Source organism: Microbacterium sp. LTA6 (genome assembly GCF_045690355.1).
Lineage (GTDB): Bacteria > Actinomycetota > Actinomycetes > Actinomycetales > Microbacteriaceae > Microbacterium.
On record NZ_CP147855.1, the window covers coordinates 2778722 to 2802351 of the forward strand.

Consider the following 23630-nt stretch of genomic DNA (forward strand, 5'->3'; position numbering starts at 1 on the left):
GCCGTGGCCGGTGCGACTGGTGTCTACTGGTGTCATGAGGACCATCTGGAAGGGCGCACTGACGTTCGGGCTCGTGAACGTTCCGGTGAAGGTGTATTCCGCGACCGAGGATCACGACGTTCCGCTGCACCAGGTGCATGAGAAGGACGGCGGACGCATCCGCTACCAGCGCACCTGCGAGGTGTGCGGTGAGACGGTGGCGTACGCCGACATTGATCGCGCCTACGTCGACGACGCGCAGACGATCGTGCTGACGAAGGAGGACCTGGCGTCGCTCCCGGCCGAGAAGAGCCGCGAGATCGACGTGGTGGAGTTCGTGCCGACCGACCAGGTCGACCTGCTCACCCTCGACAAGGCTTACTACCTCGAACCGGATTCGAAGTCGCCGAAGGCCTACGTGTTGCTGCGGCGGACCCTGGAGGAGACCGACCGCACCGCGATCGTGCGGTTCACCCTGCGGCAGAAGACCCGGCTGGCGGCCCTCCGGGTGCGCGGCGATGTCCTCGTTCTGCAGACCCTGCTCTGGGCCGACGAGGTGCGAGAAGCGGCCTTCCCGTCGCTCGACGAGAAGGTCACGATCTCGAAGAAGGAACTCGAGCTGTCGGCATCCCTCGTCGAGAGCTACTCGGGCGACTTCGATCCGGGTGCGTTCGTGGACGAGTATCAGACCGAGCTGCGCACCCTCATCGACGCGAAGATCGAGGCCGGTGAGGGCTTCGATGTGTCGACGACGTTCGCGGAGGACGAAGAGCCGAAGGGCGGCGAGGTCATCGACCTGATGGAAGCGCTGCGTGCGAGTGTCGCCCGCTCCAAGGAGCAGAAGGACGCCTCGAAGTCCGAGAAAGCGCCGAAGTCCGCTCCTGCGAAGAAGAAGACCGCCAGCTGAACGGCGACCCGGAGGTCAGTGCTTGCCGTCGCCGTCCAGGTCGGGCGCACGATCGAAGACCTCGGGGTCGAGGGCGAGTGCTTCGGCCTCGACGGCGTCCGTCACCACGTCTTCGCCGGCGGCAGCAGCCTTCTTCGCCTTGTAGCGCTCGGCGAAGTAGTGCCACAGGGTGACGACGGCGGTGCCGCCGACCGCGATCAGCAGGATGACGTCGATGTACTCGACGACGAGGTCGCTCACCCACGGGATGTAGCCGATCAGGAAGCCGACCATCGTGAGGCCGAAGCCCCAGAGCATCGCGCCGATGAAGTTGTAGAGGGTGTACTTGCGCCAGGGCATGTGGCCCACGCCCGCGGCCACGGGGGCGAAGGTGCGCACGATCGGCACGAATCGCGCGAGGATGATCGTCAGGCCGCCGAAGCGCTCGAAGAACGCGTTCGTCCGCTCGACGTTCTTCTTGCTGAAGAGGCCGGATTCCTTGCGCTCGAAGACAGCGGGGCCGCCCTTGTGGCCGATGAGATAGCCGACTTCACCGCCAACGAAGGCCGCGAGGGCGATCAGCAGGGATACCGCCCAGATGTTCAGGCCGAAGATGTTGCTCGTGTGCGTGAGCAGACCCGCGATGACCAGCAGCGTGTCGCCCGGCAGCAGGAACCCGACCAGAAGGCCGGTCTCCGCGAAGACGATGAAGCACACCACGAGCAGGGCCCAGGGGCCGGCTCCCTCGATGATCGTCGCAGGGTCGAGCCAGGGGATGAGGGCGGCGTGATGCATGGGATCCCGTCGTAGGAGGCGGTCGGCGGTGCTGGGCCAGTATAGCTGTGGCTTCGGAGGGGATCCTGGGATGCGGCGGCCGCGCTTCAGCGGCGCTTCAGGTCTGCGGTCCAGACTGGGAGGATGCGGATTCTCCTGGTGGACGACGAGGTGCGCCTTGCCGACGGCGTCCGCAGGGGCCTCGAGGCTGAGGGCATGACGGTCGATGTGGTGCACACCGGCACCGAGGGTCTGCGTATGGCCGGAGAGCGCGACTACGACGCGATCATCCTCGACGTGATGATGCCGGGCATGAGCGGCTACCGCGTGTGTCGCGCGCTGCGTGAAGAGGGCGACTGGACACCGGTGCTCTTCCTCACCGCGAAGGACGGCGAATGGGACGAGGTCGAGGGTCTCGACACCGGCGGCGACGATTGGTTGACCAAGCCCTTCTCGTACCCGGTACTCGTCGCTCGGATCCGAGCTCTCGTGCGGCGCGGGGTCCGCGAGCGGCCGGCCGTGCTCGAGGCCGGCGATCTCCGGCTCGATCCCGCGGCCCGCAAGGTCTTCCGGGGCGAACACGAGGTGTCGTTGACCGCCCGAGAGCTCGCCGTGCTCGACTACTTGATGCGCAGGCGCGGTGAGGTCGTCACGAAGCGCGAGGTGATCGCGAATGTATGGGGTGAGGACTTCGACGCCGACCCGAACATCGTCGAGGTCTACGTGGGGCATCTGCGCGCGAAGCTGGATCGCCCGTTCGGACGCCGAGCGATCGAGACGGTCCGCGGCGCCGGCTACCGATTGTCGGCCGATGGTGGCTGAGACGGGCACGGTGGCGCCGCAGCGGCGCCGCGGACGTTCTATTCGCACACGCGTCACCGTGGTCGCCGTGCTGGTCGTCGCGCTCGCTCTCGGCGCCGGCTCCGTCGCCGGCGTCTTGCTGCTCAGCCGCTCGCTGACCGACGGTGTCGTGGTGTCGCTGGAGAGCGACCTCGACACGATCGGCGATCGCGTCGAGGAACGCCGGTTCGATATCCGGAGCGTCGGCGATGAGGTGTTGGTTCGCCTGCGCGGTCATGACGGAATCAGCACGAACGACGAGGATGCTCAGCTTCTGCCGGAGCTCGCCGAAGACCATATCGAGCGGGTGGCGATCGATGGCGACTCCTATCTCGCCGCCTCCGAAGACACCGATGCCGGCCTTCTCACCGTCGCTCGCCCGGTCGAGCACGTCGACGAAGCGGTCTCGGCCGCGACGGGTCTTCTTGCTTTCGCTGTGCCGCTCGCGATCGCCCTGATCGGGCTGGTCGTGTGGGTCGTCTCCGGGCGGGCGCTCGCTCCCGTCGAGCGCTTGCGCCGTCAGGTCGATCAGATCGACCCGGCTGACCTGGATCGTCGCCTGGACGGCGGCGGTGCGGACGATGAGGTGGGTCGGCTCGCGGGGACCATGAATCGGATGCTGGATCGCATCGAAGCCGCCCAGCGAACGCAACGGCAGTTCGTCAGCGACGCGTCGCACGAGCTGCGCTCGCCGCTGGCGACGATCCGGCAGCACGCGGAGGTCGCCGCCGTGCACCCCGGGTCGATCTCGACCGACGCGCTTGCAGACGTCGTGCTCCACGAAGGCGCGCGGATGCAGGAACTCGTCGAAGGCCTGCTTCTGCTCGCCCGACTCGACGAGCATCGGGGCCTCGGCACGGCTGTGCCCGTCGACGTGGACGATCTCGCTCTCGCCGAGGTGCACCGGCTTCGAGGCCTCGGAGTGCGCGTCGATGCCGGCGGTGTCTCGCCCGGCCGTGCGCGAGGCAATGAGGTGCTCCTGGCCAGGGCTCTGCGCAACCTCGCCGACAACGCGGCGCGGCACGCGCGCACCGCCGTGACCCTGCGAGTGCAGGCGGAGGGCCCCTGGGTGGTGGTCGAGGTCGAAGACGACGGAGGCGGGATCGCGCATGATCAGCGCGAGCGCGTGTTCGAGCGCTTCGCCCGGCTCGATGAAGGACGCGCCCGTGACGAGGGCGGAAGCGGCCTCGGCCTGGCGATCGTTCGAGAGATCGCACTCGCGCACGGCGGATCCGTGTCGGTGACGGACGCGGCCTCCGGGGGAGCACGATTCGTGTTGATGCTGCCGTCCACCGCGGAATGACTCCTTCTGAAGAGTCCTGAAGAGAGCTTCAGGAGTCTTCAGTGGCGCTTCAGTACCCGCCAGACAGGCTGGGTATATGAACGACAACGAGCGCACCAACGAAAACGGATCCATCGACCCGACGGCAGCACCGACACTTCCGGTAGAGGCGACCAACGCGGCGCCAGCCTCCGGAACCACACCGGCAGGACCCACCGCTGACGCGGCGCCGAAACGGGGTCTTCGCAAGCCCGTGCTTATCGGTGTCGGGGCCGGCTTGGCGCTGTTGCTGGTGGGCGGGGTCAGTCTGGCCGTCGGCATGGAGCTCGGCGATGATGACCGAGACGATGCGTCGTCGGCGCAGCACGACCCGAACGGTGCTCCGCACGGCGACGATGGCGACGATCGCCGCGGTGACCGCCCCGATGGCGACGATCGTGACGATGCGCAGGGGTCCCAGGGAGGGGCTTTCGCGCCCGCCGACTCGGCATCGCTGATCACCGCAGCCACAGCGGCACTCGACGCGACCGGTGGTACCGGCGTCAGCTCGATCGATGTCGAGCTCGGCGGCTACGAGATCGAGGTGCAGCTGGACGGCGGCGCCGATGCAGACGTCTTCGTGTCGACGGACGGAGAGGTCTCTGACCCGTACGACCGTGATGCCGACCCGACCGCCGATGCGGTGCTCGATCTCGACCGCCTCGATGACATCACGGCTGCCGCATCTGCCGCTGCCGCTTCCGCCGCAGGCGGGAGCGACGGAACGATCGACTCGGTCACTGCATCCGATGACGCCGGTGTCGCCTTCGAGGTGACGGTGCGGTACGACGGTGGGCGGGAGTTCGAAGCGGCGCTCGCCGCCGACCTCAGCGTCGTCGCGACCGACCTCGACGACTGACGGATGCCGCCGGCCGGAGGTGGGTGAGAATCGGTGCGGAAGGTGGGACTTGAACCCACACGCCCGAAGGCACAGGAACCTAAATCCTGCGTGTCTACCGATTTCACCACTCCCGCGCGGTGGATCCAGTCTACTGATGCCGGCTGATCGGGACTCCCGCTCAGCCGGCATCTGTGTGGCTGGCCGGCCGGTCTTATGCCGAGGCGGTGGAACCCGGGATGAGCGGCTCTTCGGGGTAGGGAGCGAGAGGTTCGTCCGGGTGCGGCGCGAGGGGCTCGTCGGGCGTCGGCGCCAACGGCTCCTCGGGATGCGTCGGCGATGGCTCGTCGGGGAAGGCCGGCGACGGCTGAGACGGCGACGGCACGGCCGGTCCTGGCGGTGTCTGGCCCGGGTCGGTCGGCTCGGGGCCGGTGGGCCGCTCACCGGGAACGGAGGGAACGGGGGAGGAGGTGTCGATCATCTCTGCTTCTCTCGTTGATGTGATTCGGGACTGCCGTTGCGCACAGTCGAGCATCACGCGGTCGCCCACGTCTCGGGGCTTGCGTTCTGCGGAGCGATATGCCGAGAGAGTCTGGTGCCGGGAATCCGACCTGTGGATAACTTCTGAGGCGCTCTGCGGATTCTTGCGAGGATGCTCGGGTGAGTCATCCGTCCCTCCTGGTCGCCGAGCGTGTGCGGCAGCGCCTGCGCGCCGAAGGCCTCGATCCTTCGATCGAACCGGATGCCGCACGACGCGTGGTGCAGTCCGAGGTGCGCCGGCACAACGACCTCGCCCTGTCGCGCGGTGGCGCGATGATCGACGACGAGACCGAGTGCGTGCGGGACGTGATCGCCGCCGTGAGTGGATTCGGGGCGCTGCAGTCGCTTCTCGACGATCCGGAGATCGAGGAGATCTGGCTGAACGGCCCCGACCGGATCTACGTCGCCCGCGGTGGCGTGTCCGAGCGCATCGGGCTGCGGCTGTCGGATGCGGTTGTGCGCGACCTGGTCGAACGGATGCTGCAGTCGACCGGGCGGCGGGTCGACATCAGCCAGCCGTTCGTCGATGCGTCCCTGCCGGATGGTTCCCGGTTGCACGTCGCCATCGCCGATGTCGTGCGGGGCTCCTGGGCCGTGAACATCCGAAAGTTCCTGCCACGCTACCGCTCGCTCGAGGCATTGACGGCACAGGGCGCCCTGCCTCCGCACATCGCCGAGCATTTGCGGCATGCGATGCGTGCGGGGCAGAGCGTGATCGTTTCGGGCGCCACCCACGCGGGCAAGACCACTCTGCTGGGCGCGCTGCTCGCCTCATGCTCCGATGTGCAGCGCATCATCACGGTGGAGGAGACCTTCGAACTCGCCGTCGACGGTCCTGATCTGGTTGCGCTGCAGGGGCGTCAGGCGAGTCTGGAGGGCAGCGGCGAGATCACCCTCCGGCGGCTGGTCAAGGAGGCGCTGCGAATGCGGCCCGATCGGCTGGTCGTCGGCGAGGTGCGCGATGCCGAGGCGCTCGACCTCGTGCTCGCCCTCAACACCGGTGTACCCGGTGCCGCCACTGTGCACGCGAATTCGGCCGCCGAGGCGATGGACAAGCTCACCATCCTCCCGCTTCTCGCCGGACGCAACATCGACCGTGCGTTCATCGCACCGGCCCTCGCGGCCGCCGTCGACCTCGTGGTGCACTGCGCGCGGGACGCGGCCGGCGTGCGCCGCGTCGAGGAGGTCATCGCCCCGACGGGGGAGATCGTGGAGGGACGGATCATCACCAGGACCGTCTACCGGGCAGAGGGCGGTGGCTCCTCACTCGCTCCGGGTCCGCGGAGCATCGAACATCCGCGCAGGGCAGAGGGAGAGTGGAACCCCGAGGAGGCTCGGACATGACCATCCTGCTCGGCGCCATGCTCGCCGGCGGTCTGCTGCTGTGCCTCTCGCCATGGCTCTGGCCACCGCGACCTCGGGAAGAGCGGGTTCTCAGGCGCAGCCCGCTCACCCGTCTCCTGGAGGAGGCGGGCTACGGAGCCGTCGAGCCGCGCGTCGTGGTCGCCGTGATCATCGCGATCGGACTCGCTGCGGCATCCGTCGTCTGGCTCCTCACCGGGCTGCTCGTGCTGGCTGTGCTGGCAGCGCTCGCGGGAGCAGCGGCGCCGATCATGTTCCTGCGTGCGCGCCGCCTCCGATTGCGCAAGGCCCGCCGCCAGCTCTGGCCCGACATCTGCGACCTGCTCATCGCATCGATCCGGGTCGGACTGTCTCTGCCCGATGCCGTCGCGAGCCTCGCGGAATCGGCGCCAGGGATGCTGCGCCCCGCTTTCGTGGTGTTCGCCCGTGATCTGCGCGCCACCGGCCGATTCGAGAGCAGCCTCGATCGGCTGAAGGCCTCGCTGGCCGATCCCATCGCGGACCGGATCATCGAAACGCTGCGAATGGCGCGGCAGGTCGGCGGAACGGAACTCACCGGAGTTCTTCGAGCCCTCTCGTCTTCAGTCCGAGCCGATGCGGCACTTCGTGGCGAGGTCGAGGCGCGGCAGTCGTGGATCCGCGGCGCTGCCGTGCTCGGGGCGGTGGCGCCGTGGGTCATTCTGGCGCTGCTGGTGATGCGTCCGGAAGGCGCGGCCGCGTACGGCAGCCCGGAGGGAGTCATGGTCATCTGCGCCGGAGCCGCCGTCTCGGTGATCGCCTTCCGGATCATGCTCCGCATCGGTCGTTTGCCGGAACCCCGGCGGTGGTTCGGGTGAGCGCCCTGTCGGACATCGCTCTCTCCGTCCTCCTCGGCGGCACGCTCGCGGCGGGACTCCTCACCGTTCTCGCCGCTTTGCCCCGATGGCGCGCGGCCTCGTTGAGTGCCCGCATCGCACCGTACGTGCGCGACGTCGTCGCAGACGATGCACTGCCATCAGGGGTGCTGCCTCGCGCCGGAGTTCTCCCCACGGGCACGGGCACGATCTGGCGACGTCTGCAGAGCACGTTCGAGCGGATGCTGGGTGGGGGAGACGTACTTCGCCAGCGATTGGCGCAGGCCGGACTCCGCACCGATCCGACGACGTTCCGGGGACGGCAGCTGGCTTGGGGACTGGTGGGGATCGGTGCCGGCGCGGTGATCGTGATCGCCCTCGCACTCGCCGGGCGGATGACGGCGCCTGTCGTCCTGCTCCCACTGATCACCGGCGCTGCGTCTGCTGTCGTCTACGACACGCAGCTCGCGGGTCGTGCCAAGGCGCGACGGGCGAGACTCACCGACGAACTGCCCACCACGTTGGAGTTCCTCGCGCTGTGCCTCTCGGCCGGAGAGGGTTTCCTCGACGCGCTGCGCCGTGTCTCGGCCGTCGGCTCCGGTGAATTGACGGGCGAGCTGCGTCGAGTCGTGCTGGCGGTGAACACCGGTTCCCCTCTCGCGGATGCGCTCTCCGAGATGGCGTCGCGTCTACAGCTGCCCGGCCTCTCCCGCGCCGTCGATCAGATCGTCGCAGCCCTCGAACACGGAGCGCCGCTGTCTGGCGTGCTCCATGCGCAGGCCGGCGATGCCAGGGAAGACGCGAAGCGCGTGCTGATCGAGCAGGCGGGACGCAAGGAGATTCTGATGCTCCTGCCCAAGACAAATGCGAAAAGGTACTACTAATGGATGACTGTGACCTGGTGACCCCGAATTGCCCGAAGTGCCTTGAGCCAATGCAGCCTCGGGCGGCGTGGTGGTTCTGCCAAGCGTGCCACGTCTATGTGGACGTGTGACCGCAGCGGCGCTGGTGCCTGCGCGCAGGTGTCGGTGCGAGCGGCTCTGAGCGCCCTCTGAGCGGCCTGGCTGCTACCGGCAGCCCCGCGCTACCGGCCAGGCAGCCCAGCACGGCAGCGGCGCGCTCACGGGTGGGCGGGGGAACATGCCCTCTGGCCTGGGGTTTTCCTCGTAGCTTGGCTCTGATGGAGCGGGAGGGCATAATAGTACACGTGACCACCACTGTCAACCTCGTCTGTCGTGTCTCAGGACATGACCACGACGCGCGCCTTCTGTCGCGTTGGGATGACGGGAGGAACGGCGGGTGGAAGCCCAAGCCGGGGTTCAAGCCCACATACGGTGAGGACTTCGCGCTCATATGGGGTCCGTCAGAAAACGACCCGAAAGGCGAGGTACACGGGCGCTACAAGTTCCCTTGCGGTGCTGAGATCACCCAGGCTCGCCTGCACGCGCGGCTGGACGAGGCACGCGCTCTTGGCAACACGGAGATCACGCTAGACTGACTCCCCAAATACTTGGTCCTCACGACCCGCTTGACGGGTAAGTCGACTTCTAACTGAAAACTCACCAGGACCCTCAGCGGGGACCTTTCATCGGCACGTTCTTGTGCCTTCCGCTGAAGGGTCCCGGCCAATGGCCAAATCACAACTGCAGCGCCTTGCAATGGAGAAGGCGCAGGCGTACCGCACCCCCGACGAGGAGCGCCGCACGCAGGCCAGTCGCAACCTGACCGAAGCGAAGCTGGCCGCGTACGTAGAGCGGACGCTTGCCACAGCACCACCGCTCACCCCCGCACAGGTCAAGCGCCTGACCGGTCTTCTGCGTACTGGGGGTGCGCAATGAGCACCCTGACAGTCGAGTACCCGAGCAGGCCGAGGCTGTCACGCTCCGAAGAGCTGGACGTGCTGCGCGTCGGTCCGCTGCTCCAATGGTTCTTTCCGTTCGCCGTGCTTGGTGAAGTCCGTACCGACCGACCCAACTCGATGCCGTATGGACTCGTCCACGTCTACTTCGATGCTGAGGGCAAGCCGCAGCGGACGCTACGGACCTTCCTGAGTGAAGAGGGTGCCCGGTGGGCAGCCGAGCACCTGTATCGCCGTCATCAGCGGAGCTGCCGGTGCATCGCGGTCTGGTACTGGACACCGGCGATGGTCAACTACGGGCCGGAGGCCGACTCATGAGCCGGATGCTGCGCGCTGCGCTTGAACTCGCCGAGAACGGGTGGGAGGTGCTGCCGCTCGACGGTAAGAAGCCGGTCACCACTCACGGCCACCTGGACGCCACGACCGACGCCCGCATCATCCGTCGTTGGTGGGATACCGGCAACTGGAACATCGGTTCCCCGGTGCCCGACAACCTGCTCGTGTTCGACATTGACCCTCGCAACGGGGGCCGTCTCGAAGACCTGGAGCAGCGCGCCGGAGTGGAGCTACCGCCCACGCTCGAAGTGATGAGCGGTCGCCGTGACGGCGGGCGGCACCTGTACTACCTCCGTCCGTTCAAGCAGCCGTACCGAAGCAACATCCCCGCAGGCATCGACGTGAAGATCAACGGCTACATGGTCATGCCGCCCAGCGTGCATCCCGACACCGGACGGCCGTATCGATGGGTCTACCGCGAGGCTGTGCGCCTTCCACGCCAGGTCACGGCGCTGATGCTGCCTCGCACCCGAATCACGCGCCGCAATCCCAAGGCCACCGACCCTTTCGCGCTGGCTGCATATGTCCGCACCTTGCAGCCGGGGGAGCGTCACAACGGGTTGCATTGGGCTGCGCGCCGTGCCCACGAAGCGAGGGTAGGTCAGCGGGGGCTGGACCGCCTCATCGACGCCGCCGAGGACATCGGCATGGACCCTAGGGAGGCCCGCCGTGTAGTCGAGTCGGCCGGTAAGGAGCAGCGCGCATGACCGTGCCCAAGAAGCCTACGAAGAAGGCTGTGAGGGAACCATCGCCCGAGGAGATGCTAGAGGCCGACGTTCAGGATGAACTCGACCGGCTCTACATCAAGCAGATCGCCAAGGATCGGTTCGAGCAGCAGAGGCAGGAAGAGCAGGACGCCGACCGCCCCCGGCTGAACGTCATCACCCTCAGCGAGCTGCGCAGCCGCCCGAAGCCGCAGTGGTGGATCGAGGGCATGGTGGCGCAGAGCACTCTCGTGGGCATCGTCGGCCCGACGAACGAGGGCAAGACATTTGTCGTCACGGACATGCTCGCCAGCATCGCCACGGACACCGACTGGCACGAGCACAAGGTGATCCCGGGGCGCGTGCTGTACCTGCCAGGTGAGGGCGTCGAGTTCTTCGCTGACCGGGTGGACGCGTGGGCGCAGTACCACATGACCGCCGTGGACGATGAGGACTTCCAGGTCATCGAAGAGGGGTTCAACCTCTCGGACCCGGGTGCCGTAGATGAGTTGTGCAGCATCGTTGACGAAGAAGAGTTCGACGTGATCTGCATCGACACTCTGAGTCAGCTCGGCGGCATCGAGAACGAGAACGACAACGCGCAGATGGCTGCCATAGTGCGGGCTGCGCTGCGCATCCGCAAAGCACGCTCGGGCAGCACCGTGATCCTCGTTCATCACACAAACAAGTCCGGCGGTATCCGGGGTGCCAGCGCACTAGAAGGCAACCTCGACACGCTCGTCATGCTGAAACCGGGCGACGGTGAACGCAAGGGCTACTTCGCGCTTTCAACAAAGAGCCCCGGCAAGCAGAAGAACGCCGAGCGCGTGACCCTGGATCATTTCCGGCTGATCGAGAGTGGCCCCGCGCTCGTGGTCGCCCGGAAGGCGATTGCCGAAGGGCCATACCGTGACGCGATCATGAGCGTGCTCAGCGACGGCGAGTGGCACAAGGCAGCCGAGTTCAAGGCGGCGTGGCCAGGTTCGGATGACTGGAAGGACAGCCGGTACCGGACGACCATCGCGCAGCTTCGCGAGGCGGACATCGTCGTGCAGGACGGCCTCAACAAGGCCGCTCGCTACCGCCGGGGGGACAAGTAATGCGCACCCTGATTCGGCCCGATTTGGCGCATAAATCGTTCAGCCGGCATCTGGAGAACCGCGTAATTCCGGGGGATTTGGGTTATGCGCAGTGGTTATGCGTACCCCACGCCAATCTCTCTGAGTTGGCAGTGCCGCGCATAAATGCGGGGCGCGTACTGGCCAGCAAGGAAGAGGTGAGTGTCATCAACCAACGGCAGCACCACGACGGGCGGTCCAATGAAAAACCTTCACGGCTGTACGGCGGTTCGAACCAGCGTGCAGGAGGACGGCCATGAGTGCTGATGACGCGTGGGACGACCTGAGCGCCGCGCTGGAACACTACACGCCGGGGTGCAGCGGTCTGCACCTGTTCAGCGCCGATTCTCGGACCGACGAGCAACGGGAAGAGTGCGCCGTCATCTGTCACCCCTGTCCGATCCGTGACCTCTGCCACCACTACGCCGTTGCGTCGAAGGTTGACTCCGGCTTCTGGGCTGGCATCGACCGGGCCACACGCGGCAGGGGTCGCCCTCGCACATCAACCACCGACGCCGGGGCGGTACCCACGGCACCCATCACACAGAAGGAAGAAACATCATGAGTAAGACCACTACTGTCTCCGTCGAGCGCGATCTGCTCGCCTCGCTCCAGGGCTTCAAGGACCGTGCGAATGCGGCCCGGGAGGCTTACCGCACCCAGCGCCAGGACGTCCTGCGTGATGAGCGTCTGTCCGATGCTGCCAAGACCGGCGACCTGGTCAAGCTGTCCGAGGCGATCACCGCGCAGCTCGCCAGCATCAAGGCTGACCAGGACTCGTACGTCAGCGGGCTGAAGTCGAAGATCGAGAAGGAGTTGCGCGGGAACCAACCTGCTGACGCGAACAGTGTGTTGCTGCGCAGGGACGCGAGCGACCGTGCCCGCAGCCTCGACCGGAAGGAAGCGATGGAAGTGCTGCAGGACGCCATCAGCAACGGTGACGCTGAGATGGCTCACGCGGTCGGGCAGAAGGCCCGGAACCTGGCATGGCTTGATGTGGCCGAGGCGTACACGGCTGCGCACCCTGACACCGCCGACAGCGCTGCGGCCCTCGCGCATGTTGAGGCCAATACGTCAGGCGCTGCCTGGAACCTGAGCAACGGGATTAGCTTCGCAGCGCCGATCGACTGAGTCCCCCTGACCGGGTGAGGGTTCTTCTGACTCCTTTCAGCCCTCACCCTGCTGGGCGTGCGTGCCCAGCACCCGAGAGGCCTGTGGCCACGCGCTGCGGGTCTCTTGGTGTACCGGGGCCGTGGCCGGGAGATACGCCGCCTCCGACGCGCTCAGAAGCGCTTGTGGACGGGTGCGCAGCACGGCCACACGACCAGCGGCTCGCTGGAGTGAGCAGAATGCGAAGCAATTTGGATAGAAGTTGAACAGTGTGTTTGCTGAAGGGTCCCCCTGTGGCTAAAGTTCACGCATTCGAACAAAGTTTCGCAAACGAGGGGGCCACCATGAACGCCGCACAGCGCCACCACTATGACGCAATCCAGCAGCTTGCCCGCGATGAGTGGCCCGCGGAGCCGCTGGCTGAGGACAGCCCGGCATTCATTGCGGCTGCCGGTGACGAGACCAAGCAATGACCGCGATGATCGGTTACCTGCGCGTGAGTACCGAGGAGCAGGCGAGCAGCGGCCTCGGACTTGACGCGCAACGGGAGTCCATTCAGCGCTACGCGGATGCGCACGACTGGAACGTGGTCTGGTATGTGGACGAAGGGCTGTCAGCCAAATCGCTTGACCGCCCGCAGCTACAGGCTGCGCTTGACCGGGTGCATGTGATCCCCAAGCGCCGTGATGTGGACGGCATTGTGGTCGCTAAGCTCGACCGCCTGAGTCGCAGCGTGCACGACTTCTCGGGCATCTTGAAGTTAGCCGCTGCGCGCAGGTGGTCTGTCGTGGCCATCGACCTAGGCGTGGACACCAGCACGCCGACCGGCAAGCTCGTCGCCAACGTGATGATGTCGGTCGCCGAGTGGGAGCGCGAGGTCATTGGAGAGCGTACGTCGGTTGCAATGCAGGCCGCCAAGCGGGCGGGAAGGCACATGGGGCGGGTGTCCATGCTGCCCCAGGCGACGGGTGAGCGCCTGCTGGCTATCCGCGTAACGAACACGCTCGCTGGCACCGCCGCGCAGCTGAACACCGAAGGCCTCACTACCGCCACTGGCTTGCCCTGGACGGGTAACGCCGTGGCCAAGGTCCAGCAGCGCCTCAGCGCGCACTGATCGGGTGGCCCTAACTCGCGCATCGATAGGATCTTCCCGTGCCTCTCTCTCGCCGCGAACGATTCAGCCTTAAGAGCCAGATGGTCGACGTACTCGATGGCGACAGGGATTGGGACTTCCGTCGCGTCAATCTGCTGCTAATCGAGTACGGCTGCGAGCCGCTCGGCGGGTTCAACAACGTCGACTTGACATTCGAGGACAGCATCAGATCTGTGTCAGATTCTGACCTGGTGGAGATCTATTCGATCATCACGGGGGCTGCGCCTGCAGAGGTGCAGGGGCAGATTGAGGACGCAGAATCCACGCTATGGAACCGCGGATACGTGCGAGTGTTCCTCTCCCACTCGGCCCAACACAAGGCGTTTGTCGGTCAGGTAGCAGACGAACTGGCGGTGTCAGGAATTCATGCCTTCGTGGCGCACGACACGATGGAGTTTGAACAGCCATGGCAGGACCAGATCGAACATGGGCTCCGGACGATGCAGGCGTTCGTTGCTCTCGTCCATCCCGAGTTTCTAACGAGTCCCTGGTGCCAGCAGGAAGTCGGGTGGGCGCTAGGGCGTGGCGTACCCCGATACGTCATCCGGCATCCCGTGGACCCGGCGGGGTTCATTGGTCGTACCCAATGGCCGCAGGGGAACGAAATGAGCGCCCGCGAAGTTGCGGCTCTCATCCTCGAATGGGTTAGCAGGATTCCTGAGTTCTCCGATCAGATCGTGGACGGTCTTCTCTCTTCGCTAAGCGCGGCGCAGAACTACATCGACGCCGGGGCCACCGCGAGACGCATCGCAACGATCGACACATTGACGCCTCAGCAGTGGACCAGACTGGCTGAGATTTATCACTCGAATGACCAGGTCGGACGTGCTGGTCTCGTCGGACAAGCCCTTGCCCCGTACTATCGCAGCCACGGTCAGGCTTGGCCGCCGGATCAACCTGCTGAGCCCGAGTCGTTTTGACCCAGCCGGATTTATCTGCGCGGCTTTACGGGAGCCGCGTAGTAGCCCGATAAGGTCGCAGGAGAACTCCAAGAGCGGCACCCGGAAGAAGAGGAAGTCATGGAACGCGGTGAGAAAGCGCGGATGCGCGATTACATCGGTCAGCATCTCGACGTATCGAGCACGCGCTTGTCGGACTACCAGGCGCAGCGCCTAGTCGAATTCATCGACAGCTACGACCAGTACCGCGGGAAGTCGTTCACGAAGCGGCGCACTCACCGCGACTTTAGCTCGGACGGGCGATATGAGCGCCATGTGACGATCGTGGACACCTTCACCGAAGCGGTAGGTATTTACCGCGAGTACTCCTACCGCGATGACGACGGTCAAGAGGGCGGCCACCGTGAGGACATTAGGACCGCGCGCGGCATCCTCGACTGGCTAGACGCCAACGGCTAGCAGGACCAAACCTTCAAGGCAGCAGCTTCAACGCCGGTCGTGGCTCGGCTGATAGACCAGAGCGGGCCGGTTCGGGCCAGGTCGGGAAGTCGTGAGTACTTCCCCCGAAGGCGAGGACGGTCTGCTCAGCCAGATCGCAGGCGGTTTGGATAAAGCCCTCGGCGCCCATCACGCGCATCGAGTACCCGCCTTCAACCAGCGGCCACAGTGCCCCTGAGCTGTTCGACGCTTTTCGGGGATCCTGGCCGTGGCTCAGGAGATCACGAAGGCTCTTCATATCGCTTAGGTAGGCGTTGAGCTTCTGCTTGCCGCTGTACGCTACCCATCTCGACCGACTCCCGGCATCAGGTTTGGTCGCGCGGGTTCTGACCCCCCACTCGTTGGTGAACAGCGCTACCCCGTAACGGTCCCCGGCGAGGCGCAACTTATCGGCGTTCAGTGGCAGTGTGCGCACGCTGGCTGGGTCGCGCAAGACATCGTTGAAGAATGCCTCTAGAGCCGCGTACGTCATCGTGAAAACGGCCCAGCGAAGTGCGCGCTGCTTGGACGAGCGCCCGAGACGGTGACCATCTAGTCCGTGCAATCCGTCGATGTCGCGATGTAGCGTAACCAGCAGGGTGGCGTTGGCAAGCCCAGTCGCCAGGTCGTGCGCGGCGTCGACAACGTCGGGGAGGTGAGGATGCTCTGGCATGGGACGACGCTACCGGGTGTCAGCGCGCCGAGCTCGCGGTCCGATAGTGGGCACGCACCTCCTTAGCCGCAAGTGCTGCGGCGGTCGATGCAGCCTGTGCCTAGACGGGGCCGACGAGACCTTCGGACTCGACCTTCATTACGCCAAGAATCGTGATCTGTGCCGAGTCTGACACGAAGTCGACAAGATGGAGATCGTGAAGTCGCCTGAGGGTCCGCGGGAGATTTGCACGCATCTTGTCAGGTACCCATACGGCCAGCTCCGCCTTCTTGAGCTTCCGGTTTGCCCAGTAGAGAAAAACCAGAACGTGGTCTCCCGCACTCATCGTCTTCAGCAATCGCGGTCGGCCGTCGAACTCTTGAATCATCGGCACTTCGCGCGCCACTAGTTCTTCGATCAGCGCCTGCGCATCGGCGGCAGGCACGTTGTGATATTCGCGAACTAGCTCGGCCAGCACCCAGTTCATGTTGTTCACAATGAGCGTCGCGTCCTGCAGATTCGGGTCGATCCCGTCCCGCAGGTGTGCCGTATTTCGTCGGTTGCGAATGTCGTAGATGAGCTTGAGGGTTCTTGGGATGTGCAGTCGCATTGAATCTGACGCCGAGGACGCCGCAGATTTCTCAGCGTTCTTGATCGTCTGGTCCATGTTGAAGGTGTTGGACGTGAGTGGAGTGAATACGCCGGTAGTCGCGAACTCGACTATGCGCCCCACAGCTTCAGAAAACCGGCCACCGTCGACGGCTTGTGGGCGATAATCCCCTAGGAAGAATCGACGCTTCGCGCCCTCGAAAGCGTCGAGCGCTTCGGTGACCAGAGCCTGTGGAACGCCACCACTTGTTAGCCCCCCTTCTACTACTGCGCGGGTAGTCAAGCGGTTGCCGTTTCGCCGGCCATCTTCTTGACCCAGGCATCGAAAGCCTTTCGCGCCTCCGACTTCGCTTTCAGCACGCGCTTCGAGGCGGGCCCGGAAGCCGTCAAGCCGTCGACACTTCCCATGTACTTACCGAAGTTCTTGGGGTCGAGGCACTTGAGGCGCTCGCACTCGCTCCGGACCACGGCAGTCTCGAGTGGAACGATGTCAAGCGCGTAGTTGTAGGCAACGGTCAGCGCGAAGGCGACGGCTCGCATCTGAGCCGGTTTCGATTCGGAGAGCTTGTGGGCCTTCACATTGAGGTGGACTGTTCGTCCGTCAAAGTAGAAAAGCTGTTCAAGCAACTCGCGATCGATCTCTGCCTCGTCGGCGAACTTCGACCATGTCGCTTCTTCGTCGAACCCCAGTGGGCCGGGGTCTGCCTCGGATATCCCAGACGACGGTTCGTGGGGTTCTGGGACAACGCCGGGCCTGGGTGCTTGATTCACAGCAGGTACCGCATTTTGGCTGCGCGTGGGCGCACCTCCACCGCGCTCAATCTCGACAGCGATGCGGAAAGCTGTCTCCTGCAGAGCCTCGGGTACACCCGACTCCTCGACTGCAGTCCACGCCCTCTTCAGAATGTCTTTTGCGTCCATGCCCCACGACCCCCCACATCTACTTGTATCTGACTGCATCATGGCGGTGGCCGTCTCCTACGGCCTGCGCGACACGCCGGACTAAAACGCTAGGTCGATGTTCGGGCGATGGGCTGACCAGCGCGCGCAAAAGCATCGTGGGGTGCGAAACACAACCAGTCACTTGCCTGCCAGCGCGACGGCACTCAAGACGTTCGTTCGGCAACTCGAGGCAGTGGTGATGAGCGCCTTGCCGGAAGGGGGCGCTTCAGGCAAAGGCGCGCCCTGGTCGCCCGAACGGGCCAGTATTGATCGATTGAGCTTCGATCAGGCGTCGGGCATAGATACGCCGCTCAGATTCCAGGTGTGAGCTGATGCTCGGGGCGATTGTTAGTCTTCGAGCTCACCCAAGAGCCGGTCTACGACAACATCACCGGGTTCGATCGTTGCGGCAGCCGCTGACCAAAGCCGCCTGAGCGCCTCGTTGATACCTGCGCTCATTTCCAAACCATGCACCGATGATTCGACTGCCCCAATCTTCTTGGCCGTCGACCCCCCGATCTCCCACACTGTCAGCGAGTGCGGAGCGAGGCCCCCCGGAGCGGCAGCTATCTCGTAGACAGACCGTGCTGTGCTGGCCTTCAAACGAGTGCGCCCACCTCCGATTGCGCTTGCCACGCCCGAGGCGAAGGTGGCGAATACTGATCGCGCGTCTGAGTCATCGCCCTGCCACTCCAGCCGACCGTCGCTCGTGGCTCTCACGAGACCGTCGATAAGGCGCGCCCAGTCCTGATCATCAAGCATTCTTTGCGCTTCCAATCTCATTTCGCACCAACACATGTACCGCGTTCAATGTGACTGCCGTGGACCGAATCTTGGCGGCTGCCGCGCCAACTCTCTGAGCGGTGGTCAAATCGAATCTTGAATAGAGGCGATCAATCGCCTTGGCTGCGGCGACGCGCGCGTCGAGCAGCTCGCTTACTGCTTCAGACTGTGGAGTTTGACGATTCGTCAAGAGCTGTTCCGCCTCGCTCGCCCTCTCAGAAAACCGCTGAAGCACATCTATGGCTACGTCTCTAGAGTTGGCGCTCATGGCACCGGCCAAAGAAGCGGCAATCTCACTGAACGCAGGTAGCAAGACAATGATCTGGTCGCGAACGAGAATTTCTCGCGCGTCGTCAAGAGCATCCTTTGCAGCCTGGAGTGCTCCTCGGCTCTTGTAGAGCTGAACTAGCGCGAAGCCGATGCCCAGCCCTCCGAACACGAAGCCGATCCAGTCGAGTACGCCGGGAATATTGGCAAAATCGAGCCAGTTCCAATCCCCGATGTACATACGCTGAGATTACACGTTGCTCTAGGCCCTCACCGAGCAGGCAGCCCTATTCGCTGAGCAGATCGGAGGGGTGCACGTCGAGAGCCTGGGCAAGCCGGTGGATGATGTCCAGCGTCGGGTTCCGCCTCCCACGCTCGATGCCCGAGACGTACGTACGGTCAAGGCTCGCGCGGTGGGCAAAGTCTTCCTGTGACCAGCCGTGTCCGATCCTGATTTCGCGTACGCGCGCGCCGAAGGCTTCGCGGTGAGGTGAAACGGGCACGTTCCAACGCTGACGCTATGCTGACAATGAGTCCACGGACTATGAGTCACATAACAGTAGGGGGCAATTCGATGAGCATGCCTGCAGGGTGGTATCCGAACGGTGATGACTGGGAAACGTTTTGGGATGGGACGGCGTGGACCGACCAGCACCGATCGAAGGGGCCGCAGACGCCACCACCGCCCGCACCCCCTCGCGCTGTCGAAGAGGTCGCAGCTGATCAACAGCCGTTGCTCCAGTTCACGTCTCACATTCAGGGGAAGAACGCGGTTGTCACGGTCTGGCCTGACCGCGTGGAGTGGTTGAAGCCCCGCGGAGTTTCGGGCGGAAAGATCACCGCGGGCGTGTTGACCGGCGGCCTATCGATGCTCGCGACTGGCGTAAAGAACGGCAAGACGGGTACCGAGATGATCCCGATCAAGTCAATCTCCTCCGTGACCACGAAGAAGGACGGGTTCTCGAACACGCTCGTCTCGGTTATAACGACGGGCAACACGATCGACTTCCGAGTGTCACATAAGGAAGCAGCAGAGCTAAAGCAGGTACTGACCCAGTTGATTCTGTCGAGCTGATTCCTGAGCGGCAGGCCACCTTCCGGATGACTAGCTCTTCCAGGTGACGCGCACGGTGTCTGGGTCGAACGCCTTGCCGCTGCCACTGGGCAGGATTGTCACCGTCACGAGGGTATCCAGCACGGTGCGCTTGACGTCCATAGACAGTCCGCCCCACACCTGGCGCGCGTTGGGGCCTATCAGGTCAGCGGGCACCGCAGGGGGTAGCGCGGCATCCAGGGCAGCAGCAGCCTGCACACGGTCAGCCCGCAGCCGCTCGGTGATGCGCGTCAGCTGCGCCGCGTCAATGTCACCCGTGGCGAACATGTCGGCGGCGTTAGCCAGGCGGGCATCCAGCGCCTCGATGGTGTCACGCGCCTCCTGCAGTGTGGCAGGGTCGCCCTGGGTGAACAGCAGCGCAGCATCAGGCTTCTGTAGGCGTCCTATCAGCAACAGCTCAACGGCTTCGTCGACGCGGTCTTGCTTGCGCCGAACACGGTAGCACTCGCTGCACACGTAGCTCGGCGGCTGACGCTTCGTGCTGCCGTTGACCTGACGTGTCTTGCGGCCCACGGCGCGGACCATCACCCCGCCGCACTCCACGGGTTCGCCGGCCTCATCTAGCGTGCCGTCACACCGGCCACACCGGGCGATGCCACCGAGCAGATACTTGGGCGCACGGCCTGCGGGGCTGGTGCGGCGCAGAGGGTCAGTCAGCACGGCCTTGATCCGTTCGTGGGTGCCCTCGTCAATGACGCGGGGGGCGTCGTCCCGGGCGCGGCCTACGACCTGCCCTCTGTGGACGGTCAACCCGGCCAGGCTGGGCCTGAGCAATAGCTGCTTCAGGGTTGTCGTGTTCCAACTTGAGCCCCGGCCTGGAGTGGGTACCTGCTGCGCGTCCAAGTCCTTGCAGATTGCCCGCAGCGATTCACCGTCCAACACGTGCTTCACGGCGGCCCTGATTGTTTTGGCTTCGGCATCGTGTAGCACTACGGCAGCACCATCGCGTCGGTAGCCGTAGCCCACGCGCCCTGAATGGACTCCATTGACGGCCCGCTGCACGTTGGCGGCGACCTGCCGTGTGGCCTTCTGCTCGCCCTCGTACTGGCTCCACGCGGCCACGGTGCGCGCCACGGCACGCCCTGCGGGTGTGGTCAGGTCCAAGGTGCCAGCGGTGACGGTGTAGACAGGCACGTTGAGCGCAATGACTCGCTCCAGGTCACGGGTCAGGCGCAGCAGCCGGTCCTGATGCCAGGCGACGATGGCCGGGGGCTGGGCGTCCAGCATGGCCTCAAAGTCAGGGCGCACCTTCCCGCTCGTGGCGCTGATGTCGTTGTCGGAGTAGACCTTGACCACGCGCAGCCCGAGCTTCTTCGCCAGGGCACGACACTCCTGCTCCTGGCGGGCCACCCCCAGCCCCTCGCCCGTGCGGTCAAGGCTGATGCGGGTGTAGATGACGCAATCCATGAAGGTACCTTAGCGCCATGCCTGTGCCGCTGGTCTTCCTGATCCTCCCGCTCTCGGTTCTCTTCGCGGTGTACCCCGGCTTGTTCATCCTGCGACTCGGCATCGGCTGAGTCGCTGACGAAAGGATCCCTCATGACAACACTCCGACGCTGGTGGGCGGATGCCGCCGATCGCGCACGTGACCTCGGCGACGACGAGCCGGGCTGGCCTGTGCTTCCATTCCACCTATCTCAGAACCAGAGTCGCCTCTTTGACGGTGCGAGCGTCTCTGCTAGCGTGCAAACGAGCCCGCCCAAGGCGCATCTACCCGGTAAGGGTGCGCCCAACCCGCAGTCTGTCGAGGGTGGCCGCCCGTTCGAGTCGGGCCGGGTCCGGGAAGCGCACGGTACTGCGGGTACTGTCGGCGTTTCCGCCTCTGGTCGAGTTCGCGCCTGGGGACGCCGTGCCGCCGATCGCGCACGTGACCTCGGCGGCGACGAGTCCGGCGACGTGCCCGGATGGGTGCTGGTGACCCTCATGACCGCCGGTTTGGTGGTTCTGATCTGGGCCGTCGCCGGTCCTGCGCTGACTGCTCTGTTCGAACAGGCGATCCAGCGGGTGTCCGGGCTCTGACATGCGGGCGGCTCGGGGCGGGATGGCGGATGACCGCGGATCGAGTCCAGTGGAGTTCGTGCTGGTCGGCACGCTCCTCACCGTGCTCACGCTCGCGGTGCTGCAGCTCGCGCTCGCCGTCTATGTGAGAAACGTCGTCCACGACGCTGCTGTCGAGGGGGCGTATCACGCCGCACTTGCCGACACCGGCACGGAGGAAGGTGCCGATCGCACGCGTCTCGCGATCATCCGGGCCGTCGGAGCCGACTATGCGGGAGATGTGACCGCGAGCACGACCGAGGAGTTCGGCCATGCGGCCGTCGAGGTCCGCGTTCGAACGACGCTCCCGGTCATCGGGCTTCTGGGCATCCCCTACGGGCTGGAGGTGGAAGCGCATGCGCCGATGGAATCGCTGGGCCCGGAATGACGACGGCTCCGCCGCGCTGGAGTTCATCACCGTCGGGGTGATCCTGCTCGTTCCTCTCATCTACCTCGTCATCGCGCTCGGGGTGATCCAGGAGCAGACGCTCGGCGCCGAGGCCGCGGCGCGACACATGGCCCGCGTGATCTCTCAGGCGTCGGATGCGGACACCGCTGCGGCTCGCAGCGAGGCGGTGCTCGCCGGTGTCATCGACGAGTACGGCCTCGACGCTGACGCCGTGCAGGTGTCGCTGTCGTGCACCCCCGCCGGGGCGGGTTGCCCGACGGCCGGGGCCACCGTGATCGTGACCGTCGCCACGCGTGCGAGCCTGCCGTTCGTGCCGCCGTTGCTCGGCCTCGATCAGATCGCTTCGATCCCCCTGGAGGCGTCAGCGGTGCAGAAGGTCTCCCGACTGTGGGGTGACGGATGACTCGGCGAACCAGTCCGCGCGATGACGAGGACGGCAGCATCCTTCTGCTCACTCTCGGGTACGTGCTCCTCGCCCTTGCGGTCCTGTTCGTCTGCGTATGCGCCACCGATCTCTACATCGCGCAGAAGCGCCTGGATACGCTCGCCGATTCCGCAGCGCTCGCCGGAGCAGACGGTTTCACCCTCGTCGTTTCGGGCGAGAGCGTCGCTGCCGAGCTGACCGACGAGCGCGTGCACGAACAGGCTTCGGCCCTCCTCGCCGCTCTGCCGAGCAATGCCACCCTGGTGGAGGCGAACTCACCGGACGGCGTCTCCGCGCACGTCATCGTCACATCGGCCTGGCACCCGCCGCTGTTCTCGCCGTTCGTTCCCGACGGCATCCGGTTGGAAGCCAATGCGACCACCCGTACGGCGCTCCGGTGAAGCTCTGACGGCGGGCACTAGGCCCGTGCGCCGCCCGACTCCAGGAGGGCGGTGAGGTCGCCGACGGTGCCGAGATGACCGAGCTTGTCGGGATTCAGCTGGTTCGCGACCGTGTGCACAACACCGCCTTCGACGTGCACCATCAGCATGCTGAGAATCGCACCGTCGGGCCCGGTGATGCGCAGGGCGGCCCCGCCGTTGACGTTCGTCCGATCGAGCCGAACACCCAGACTCTCCCCACGGCGCACGAGACCCGCCAGGAACCGAGCGACAGCGACGGCACCGTGCAGCGGTTGGCGGATCGCCGGCGCTCGACCGCCACCATCTCCGTAGAACACGACATCCTCAGCGAGAACGCCGATCAGCCCTTCGACGTCACCGGCCTCGAGCGCAGCGAAGAACGCTTCGGTGAGGGCAGCATCGCGATCGCTGGCGCCGTCGAATCGGGGCCGGCCATCGGCGATGCGTGCCTTCGCTCTATGGAAGATCTGGCGACAGGCGGCCTCATCCCGCTCGACGATGGCGGCGATCGTCGGATAGTCGTAGGCGAACACCTCGCGCAGCAGGAACACGGCGCGCTCGACCGGACCGAGCCGCTCGAGAACTGCGAGGAACGCGAATGAGAGCGTCTCATCACGTTCGATCCGGTGCGCCGGGTCGGTGTCGGCGTCGGGCAGCGGCTCCGGCATCCACGGACCAATGTAGACCTCGCGAGTATGCCGGGCTGAGCGCAGAGTATCGATCGCGAGCCGGGTGGCGACCGTCGCGGCGAAGGCATCGGGATTGTTGATCGCCGTGCCAGCCGCCTGCCGTTCTTGCAGCCGCACATACGCGTCCTGCACCACGTCTTCGGCTTCCACCACACTGCCGAGCATCCGGTAGGCGATCGAGAACATGAGCGGGCGCAGCGCATTCTGTGCCTCACCGGTGACCGACATGGTTCGAGGATGTCACAAATGCGGAT

Annotated in this window: 33 protein-coding genes and 1 tRNA gene; 24 read left to right on the plus strand and 10 right to left on the minus strand. The window is 65.3% G+C overall.

Annotated elements, in window-relative coordinates; genetic code table 11:
- Positions 1-34: 34 nt before the first annotated feature.
- A complete protein-coding gene (locus tag LTA6_RS13070) occupies positions 35-886 on the plus strand; it encodes a Ku protein (RefSeq protein ID WP_341974190.1) in 852 nt (283 codons plus the stop codon).
- Between the two features lie 15 nt (positions 887-901).
- Here the strand turns inward: LTA6_RS13070 and LTA6_RS13075 are convergent, their stop codons facing one another.
- A complete protein-coding gene (locus LTA6_RS13075) occupies positions 902-1660 on the minus strand; it encodes a VTT domain-containing protein (RefSeq protein WP_341974191.1) in 759 nt (252 codons plus the stop codon).
- Positions 1661-1783: 123 nt separating this feature from the next.
- Between LTA6_RS13075 and LTA6_RS13080 the strand changes: the two genes are divergently transcribed.
- From LTA6_RS13080 to LTA6_RS13090, 3 genes are all read left to right on the plus strand, one after another.
- Complete coding sequence (locus tag LTA6_RS13080; protein WP_363547793.1) at positions 1784-2461, plus strand: response regulator transcription factor; 678 nt, start codon at positions 1784-1786, stop codon at positions 2459-2461.
- Entirely contained in the window at positions 2451-3782 is a 1332-nt protein-coding gene (locus LTA6_RS13085; RefSeq protein WP_407358021.1) for a sensor histidine kinase, read from the plus strand. The genes LTA6_RS13080 and LTA6_RS13085 overlap by 11 nt, the downstream gene beginning before the upstream one ends.
- 76 nt (positions 3783-3858) lie before the next feature.
- On the plus strand, positions 3859-4659 hold the full coding sequence (locus tag LTA6_RS13090) for a hypothetical protein (RefSeq protein ID WP_407358022.1): 801 nt from the start codon (positions 3859-3861) through the stop codon (positions 4657-4659).
- A 34-nt stretch (positions 4660-4693) separates the two neighbouring features.
- On the opposite strand, the gene LTA6_RS13095 is transcribed toward LTA6_RS13090, so the two are convergent.
- Both LTA6_RS13095 and LTA6_RS13100 read right to left on the minus strand, forming a co-directional pair.
- Positions 4694-4775, minus strand: a tRNA-Leu gene (locus LTA6_RS13095).
- A gap of 77 nt (positions 4776-4852) precedes the next feature.
- Positions 4853-5119: a hypothetical protein gene (locus tag LTA6_RS13100; protein WP_407358023.1), complete on the minus strand. Its 267-nt coding sequence runs from the start codon at positions 5117-5119 to the stop codon at positions 4853-4855.
- 179 nt (positions 5120-5298) lie between these two features.
- Here LTA6_RS13100 and LTA6_RS13105 point away from each other — a divergent pair, with 179 nt between their 5' ends.
- The 14 genes from LTA6_RS13105 to LTA6_RS13170 all read left to right on the plus strand — a co-directional run bounded on the left by LTA6_RS13105 (position 5299) and on the right by LTA6_RS13170 (position 15010).
- Positions 5299-6522, plus strand: a complete 1224-nt coding sequence (locus LTA6_RS13105; RefSeq protein ID WP_407358024.1) for a CpaF family protein — start codon at positions 5299-5301, stop codon at positions 6520-6522.
- Positions 6519-7376 (plus strand): type II secretion system F family protein, encoded by an 858-nt coding sequence (locus LTA6_RS13110; RefSeq protein ID WP_407358025.1) that lies wholly within the window; start codon positions 6519-6521, stop codon positions 7374-7376. The genes LTA6_RS13105 and LTA6_RS13110 overlap by 4 nt, the downstream gene beginning before the upstream one ends.
- A complete protein-coding gene (locus tag LTA6_RS13115; protein WP_407358026.1) occupies positions 7373-8257 on the plus strand; it encodes a type II secretion system F family protein in 885 nt (294 codons plus the stop codon). The genes LTA6_RS13110 and LTA6_RS13115 overlap by 4 nt, the downstream gene beginning before the upstream one ends.
- A 323-nt stretch (positions 8258-8580) precedes the next feature.
- Positions 8581-8871, plus strand: coding sequence for a hypothetical protein (locus LTA6_RS13120; protein WP_407358027.1), 291 nt, complete (start codon positions 8581-8583; stop codon positions 8869-8871).
- Between the two features lie 130 nt (positions 8872-9001).
- Positions 9002-9211: a hypothetical protein gene (locus tag LTA6_RS13125; protein WP_407358028.1), complete on the plus strand. Its 210-nt coding sequence runs from the start codon at positions 9002-9004 to the stop codon at positions 9209-9211.
- Positions 9208-9549: a hypothetical protein gene (locus LTA6_RS13130; RefSeq protein WP_407358029.1), complete on the plus strand. Its 342-nt coding sequence runs from the start codon at positions 9208-9210 to the stop codon at positions 9547-9549. The genes LTA6_RS13125 and LTA6_RS13130 overlap by 4 nt, the downstream gene beginning before the upstream one ends.
- Positions 9546-10274: a bifunctional DNA primase/polymerase gene (locus LTA6_RS13135; protein ID WP_407358030.1), complete on the plus strand. Its 729-nt coding sequence runs from the start codon at positions 9546-9548 to the stop codon at positions 10272-10274. The genes LTA6_RS13130 and LTA6_RS13135 overlap by 4 nt, the downstream gene beginning before the upstream one ends.
- A complete protein-coding gene (locus LTA6_RS13140; protein ID WP_407358031.1) occupies positions 10271-11371 on the plus strand; it encodes an AAA family ATPase in 1101 nt (366 codons plus the stop codon). The genes LTA6_RS13135 and LTA6_RS13140 overlap by 4 nt, the downstream gene beginning before the upstream one ends.
- A 274-nt stretch (positions 11372-11645) precedes the next feature.
- A complete protein-coding gene (locus LTA6_RS13145; RefSeq protein ID WP_407358032.1) occupies positions 11646-11954 on the plus strand; it encodes a WhiB family transcriptional regulator in 309 nt (102 codons plus the stop codon).
- Positions 11951-12520, plus strand: coding sequence for a hypothetical protein (locus LTA6_RS13150; RefSeq protein ID WP_407358033.1), 570 nt, complete (start codon positions 11951-11953; stop codon positions 12518-12520). Before LTA6_RS13145 ends, LTA6_RS13150 begins: the two co-directional genes overlap by 4 nt.
- A 323-nt stretch (positions 12521-12843) precedes the next feature.
- Complete coding sequence (locus LTA6_RS13155) at positions 12844-12972, plus strand: hypothetical protein (protein WP_407358034.1); 129 nt, start codon at positions 12844-12846, stop codon at positions 12970-12972.
- Entirely contained in the window at positions 12969-13613 is a 645-nt protein-coding gene (locus LTA6_RS13160) for a recombinase family protein (RefSeq protein ID WP_407358035.1), read from the plus strand. Before LTA6_RS13155 ends, LTA6_RS13160 begins: the two co-directional genes overlap by 4 nt.
- Before the next feature lie 38 nt (positions 13614-13651).
- Positions 13652-14572, plus strand: coding sequence for a toll/interleukin-1 receptor domain-containing protein (locus LTA6_RS13165; RefSeq protein ID WP_407358036.1), 921 nt, complete (start codon positions 13652-13654; stop codon positions 14570-14572).
- A 99-nt stretch (positions 14573-14671) separates the two neighbouring features.
- Positions 14672-15010, plus strand: coding sequence for a hypothetical protein (locus LTA6_RS13170; protein WP_407358037.1), 339 nt, complete (start codon positions 14672-14674; stop codon positions 15008-15010).
- A 13-nt stretch (positions 15011-15023) separates the two neighbouring features.
- Here the strand turns inward: LTA6_RS13170 and LTA6_RS13175 are convergent, their stop codons facing one another.
- The 3 genes from LTA6_RS13175 to LTA6_RS13185 all read right to left on the minus strand — a co-directional run bounded on the left by LTA6_RS13175 (position 15024) and on the right by LTA6_RS13185 (position 17210).
- On the minus strand, positions 15024-15701 hold the full coding sequence (locus LTA6_RS13175; RefSeq protein WP_407358038.1) for a hypothetical protein: 678 nt from the start codon (positions 15699-15701) through the stop codon (positions 15024-15026).
- A gap of 100 nt (positions 15702-15801) precedes the next feature.
- Positions 15802-16572, minus strand: a complete 771-nt coding sequence (locus LTA6_RS13180; protein ID WP_407358039.1) for a hypothetical protein — start codon at positions 16570-16572, stop codon at positions 15802-15804.
- A complete protein-coding gene (locus tag LTA6_RS13185) occupies positions 16569-17210 on the minus strand; it encodes a hypothetical protein (RefSeq protein ID WP_407358040.1) in 642 nt (213 codons plus the stop codon). The genes LTA6_RS13180 and LTA6_RS13185 overlap by 4 nt, the downstream gene beginning before the upstream one ends.
- Before the next feature lie 142 nt (positions 17211-17352).
- On the opposite strand from LTA6_RS13185, the gene LTA6_RS13190 reads away from it, so the two are divergent.
- Complete coding sequence (locus LTA6_RS13190; RefSeq protein WP_407358041.1) at positions 17353-17559, plus strand: hypothetical protein; 207 nt, start codon at positions 17353-17355, stop codon at positions 17557-17559.
- Positions 17560-17985: 426 nt separating this feature from the next.
- Here LTA6_RS13190 and LTA6_RS13195 read toward each other — a convergent pair whose 3' ends face one another.
- Both LTA6_RS13195 and LTA6_RS13200 read right to left on the minus strand, forming a co-directional pair.
- Positions 17986-18522 carry a hypothetical protein gene (locus LTA6_RS13195; protein WP_407358042.1) on the minus strand — a complete coding sequence of 179 codons (537 nt, stop codon included), beginning with the start codon at positions 18520-18522 and terminating at the stop codon, positions 17986-17988.
- Positions 18523-18568: 46 nt separating this feature from the next.
- Positions 18569-18784 carry a helix-turn-helix domain-containing protein gene (locus tag LTA6_RS13200; protein WP_407358043.1) on the minus strand — a complete coding sequence of 72 codons (216 nt, stop codon included), beginning with the start codon at positions 18782-18784 and terminating at the stop codon, positions 18569-18571.
- 71 nt (positions 18785-18855) lie between these two features.
- Between LTA6_RS13200 and LTA6_RS13205 the strand changes: the two genes are divergently transcribed.
- Positions 18856-19356: a hypothetical protein gene (locus tag LTA6_RS13205; RefSeq protein ID WP_407358044.1), complete on the plus strand. Its 501-nt coding sequence runs from the start codon at positions 18856-18858 to the stop codon at positions 19354-19356.
- Between the two features lie 30 nt (positions 19357-19386).
- Here the strand turns inward: LTA6_RS13205 and LTA6_RS13210 are convergent, their stop codons facing one another.
- A complete protein-coding gene (locus LTA6_RS13210) occupies positions 19387-20802 on the minus strand; it encodes a recombinase family protein (RefSeq protein WP_407358045.1) in 1416 nt (471 codons plus the stop codon).
- Positions 20803-20934: 132 nt separating this feature from the next.
- Between LTA6_RS13210 and LTA6_RS13215 the strand changes: the two genes are divergently transcribed.
- From LTA6_RS13215 to LTA6_RS13230, 4 genes are read left to right on the plus strand one after another with little or no spacing between them, the layout of a single operon-like run.
- Positions 20935-21414 carry a hypothetical protein gene (locus LTA6_RS13215; RefSeq protein ID WP_407359303.1) on the plus strand — a complete coding sequence of 160 codons (480 nt, stop codon included), beginning with the start codon at positions 20935-20937 and terminating at the stop codon, positions 21412-21414.
- Positions 21415-21436: 22 nt separating this feature from the next.
- The gene (locus LTA6_RS13220; protein ID WP_407358046.1) at positions 21437-21820 is read left to right on the plus strand and encodes a TadE/TadG family type IV pilus assembly protein; all 384 of its coding nucleotides are present in this window, start codon (positions 21437-21439) and stop codon (positions 21818-21820) included.
- On the plus strand, positions 21789-22244 hold the full coding sequence (locus LTA6_RS13225; protein ID WP_363547771.1) for a TadE family protein: 456 nt from the start codon (positions 21789-21791) through the stop codon (positions 22242-22244). The genes LTA6_RS13220 and LTA6_RS13225 overlap by 32 nt, the downstream gene beginning before the upstream one ends.
- The gene (locus LTA6_RS13230) at positions 22241-22666 is read left to right on the plus strand and encodes a pilus assembly protein TadG-related protein (protein WP_407358047.1); all 426 of its coding nucleotides are present in this window, start codon (positions 22241-22243) and stop codon (positions 22664-22666) included. Before LTA6_RS13225 ends, LTA6_RS13230 begins: the two co-directional genes overlap by 4 nt.
- Before the next feature lie 17 nt (positions 22667-22683).
- Here the strand turns inward: LTA6_RS13230 and sigJ are convergent, their stop codons facing one another.
- On the minus strand, positions 22684-23604 hold the full coding sequence (gene sigJ, locus LTA6_RS13235; RefSeq protein WP_407358048.1) for an RNA polymerase sigma factor SigJ: 921 nt from the start codon (positions 23602-23604) through the stop codon (positions 22684-22686).
- Between the last annotated feature and the right edge of the window lie 26 nt (positions 23605-23630).

Bases quoted from the DNA above. Each gene is read 5' to 3' on its own strand.
- LTA6_RS13195 (WP_407358042.1), bottom strand. From the start codon at position 18,522: ATGTACATCGGGGATTGGAACTGGCTCGATTTTGCCAATATTCCCGGC.
- sigJ (WP_407358048.1), bottom strand. From the start codon at position 23,604: ATGTCGGTCACCGGTGAGGCACAGAATGCGCTGCGCCCGCTCATGTTC.
- LTA6_RS13080 (WP_363547793.1), top strand. From the start codon at position 1,784: ATGCGGATTCTCCTGGTGGACGACGAGGTGCGCCTTGCCGACGGCGTC.
- LTA6_RS13150 (WP_407358033.1), top strand. From the start codon at position 11,951: ATGAGTAAGACCACTACTGTCTCCGTCGAGCGCGATCTGCTCGCCTCG.
- LTA6_RS13140 (WP_407358031.1), top strand. From the start codon at position 10,271: ATGACCGTGCCCAAGAAGCCTACGAAGAAGGCTGTGAGGGAACCATCG.
- LTA6_RS13075 (WP_341974191.1), bottom strand. From the start codon at position 1,660: ATGCATCACGCCGCCCTCATCCCCTGGCTCGACCCTGCGACGATCATC.
- LTA6_RS13225 (WP_363547771.1), top strand. From the start codon at position 21,789: ATGCGCCGATGGAATCGCTGGGCCCGGAATGACGACGGCTCCGCCGCG.
- LTA6_RS13155 (WP_407358034.1), top strand. From the start codon at position 12,844: ATGAACGCCGCACAGCGCCACCACTATGACGCAATCCAGCAGCTTGCC.
- LTA6_RS13145 (WP_407358032.1), top strand. From the start codon at position 11,646: ATGAGTGCTGATGACGCGTGGGACGACCTGAGCGCCGCGCTGGAACAC.
- LTA6_RS13135 (WP_407358030.1), top strand. From the start codon at position 9,546: ATGAGCCGGATGCTGCGCGCTGCGCTTGAACTCGCCGAGAACGGGTGG.
- LTA6_RS13070 (WP_341974190.1), top strand. From the start codon at position 35: ATGAGGACCATCTGGAAGGGCGCACTGACGTTCGGGCTCGTGAACGTT.
- LTA6_RS13175 (WP_407358038.1), bottom strand. From the start codon at position 15,701: ATGCCAGAGCATCCTCACCTCCCCGACGTTGTCGACGCCGCGCACGAC.
- LTA6_RS13085 (WP_407358021.1), top strand. From the start codon at position 2,451: ATGGTGGCTGAGACGGGCACGGTGGCGCCGCAGCGGCGCCGCGGACGT.
- LTA6_RS13230 (WP_407358047.1), top strand. From the start codon at position 22,241: ATGACTCGGCGAACCAGTCCGCGCGATGACGAGGACGGCAGCATCCTT.
- LTA6_RS13210 (WP_407358045.1), bottom strand. From the start codon at position 20,802: ATGGATTGCGTCATCTACACCCGCATCAGCCTTGACCGCACGGGCGAG.
- LTA6_RS13220 (WP_407358046.1), top strand. From the start codon at position 21,437: ATGGCGGATGACCGCGGATCGAGTCCAGTGGAGTTCGTGCTGGTCGGC.
- LTA6_RS13160 (WP_407358035.1), top strand. From the start codon at position 12,969: ATGACCGCGATGATCGGTTACCTGCGCGTGAGTACCGAGGAGCAGGCG.
- LTA6_RS13130 (WP_407358029.1), top strand. From the start codon at position 9,208: ATGAGCACCCTGACAGTCGAGTACCCGAGCAGGCCGAGGCTGTCACGC.
- LTA6_RS13110 (WP_407358025.1), top strand. From the start codon at position 6,519: ATGACCATCCTGCTCGGCGCCATGCTCGCCGGCGGTCTGCTGCTGTGC.
- LTA6_RS13215 (WP_407359303.1), top strand. From the start codon at position 20,935: ATGACAACACTCCGACGCTGGTGGGCGGATGCCGCCGATCGCGCACGT.
- LTA6_RS13125 (WP_407358028.1), top strand. From the start codon at position 9,002: ATGGCCAAATCACAACTGCAGCGCCTTGCAATGGAGAAGGCGCAGGCG.
- LTA6_RS13170 (WP_407358037.1), top strand. From the start codon at position 14,672: ATGGAACGCGGTGAGAAAGCGCGGATGCGCGATTACATCGGTCAGCAT.
- LTA6_RS13205 (WP_407358044.1), top strand. From the start codon at position 18,856: ATGAGCATGCCTGCAGGGTGGTATCCGAACGGTGATGACTGGGAAACG.
- LTA6_RS13090 (WP_407358022.1), top strand. From the start codon at position 3,859: ATGAACGACAACGAGCGCACCAACGAAAACGGATCCATCGACCCGACG.
- LTA6_RS13100 (WP_407358023.1), bottom strand. From the start codon at position 5,119: ATGATCGACACCTCCTCCCCCGTTCCCTCCGTTCCCGGTGAGCGGCCC.
- LTA6_RS13185 (WP_407358040.1), bottom strand. From the start codon at position 17,210: ATGGACGCAAAAGACATTCTGAAGAGGGCGTGGACTGCAGTCGAGGAG.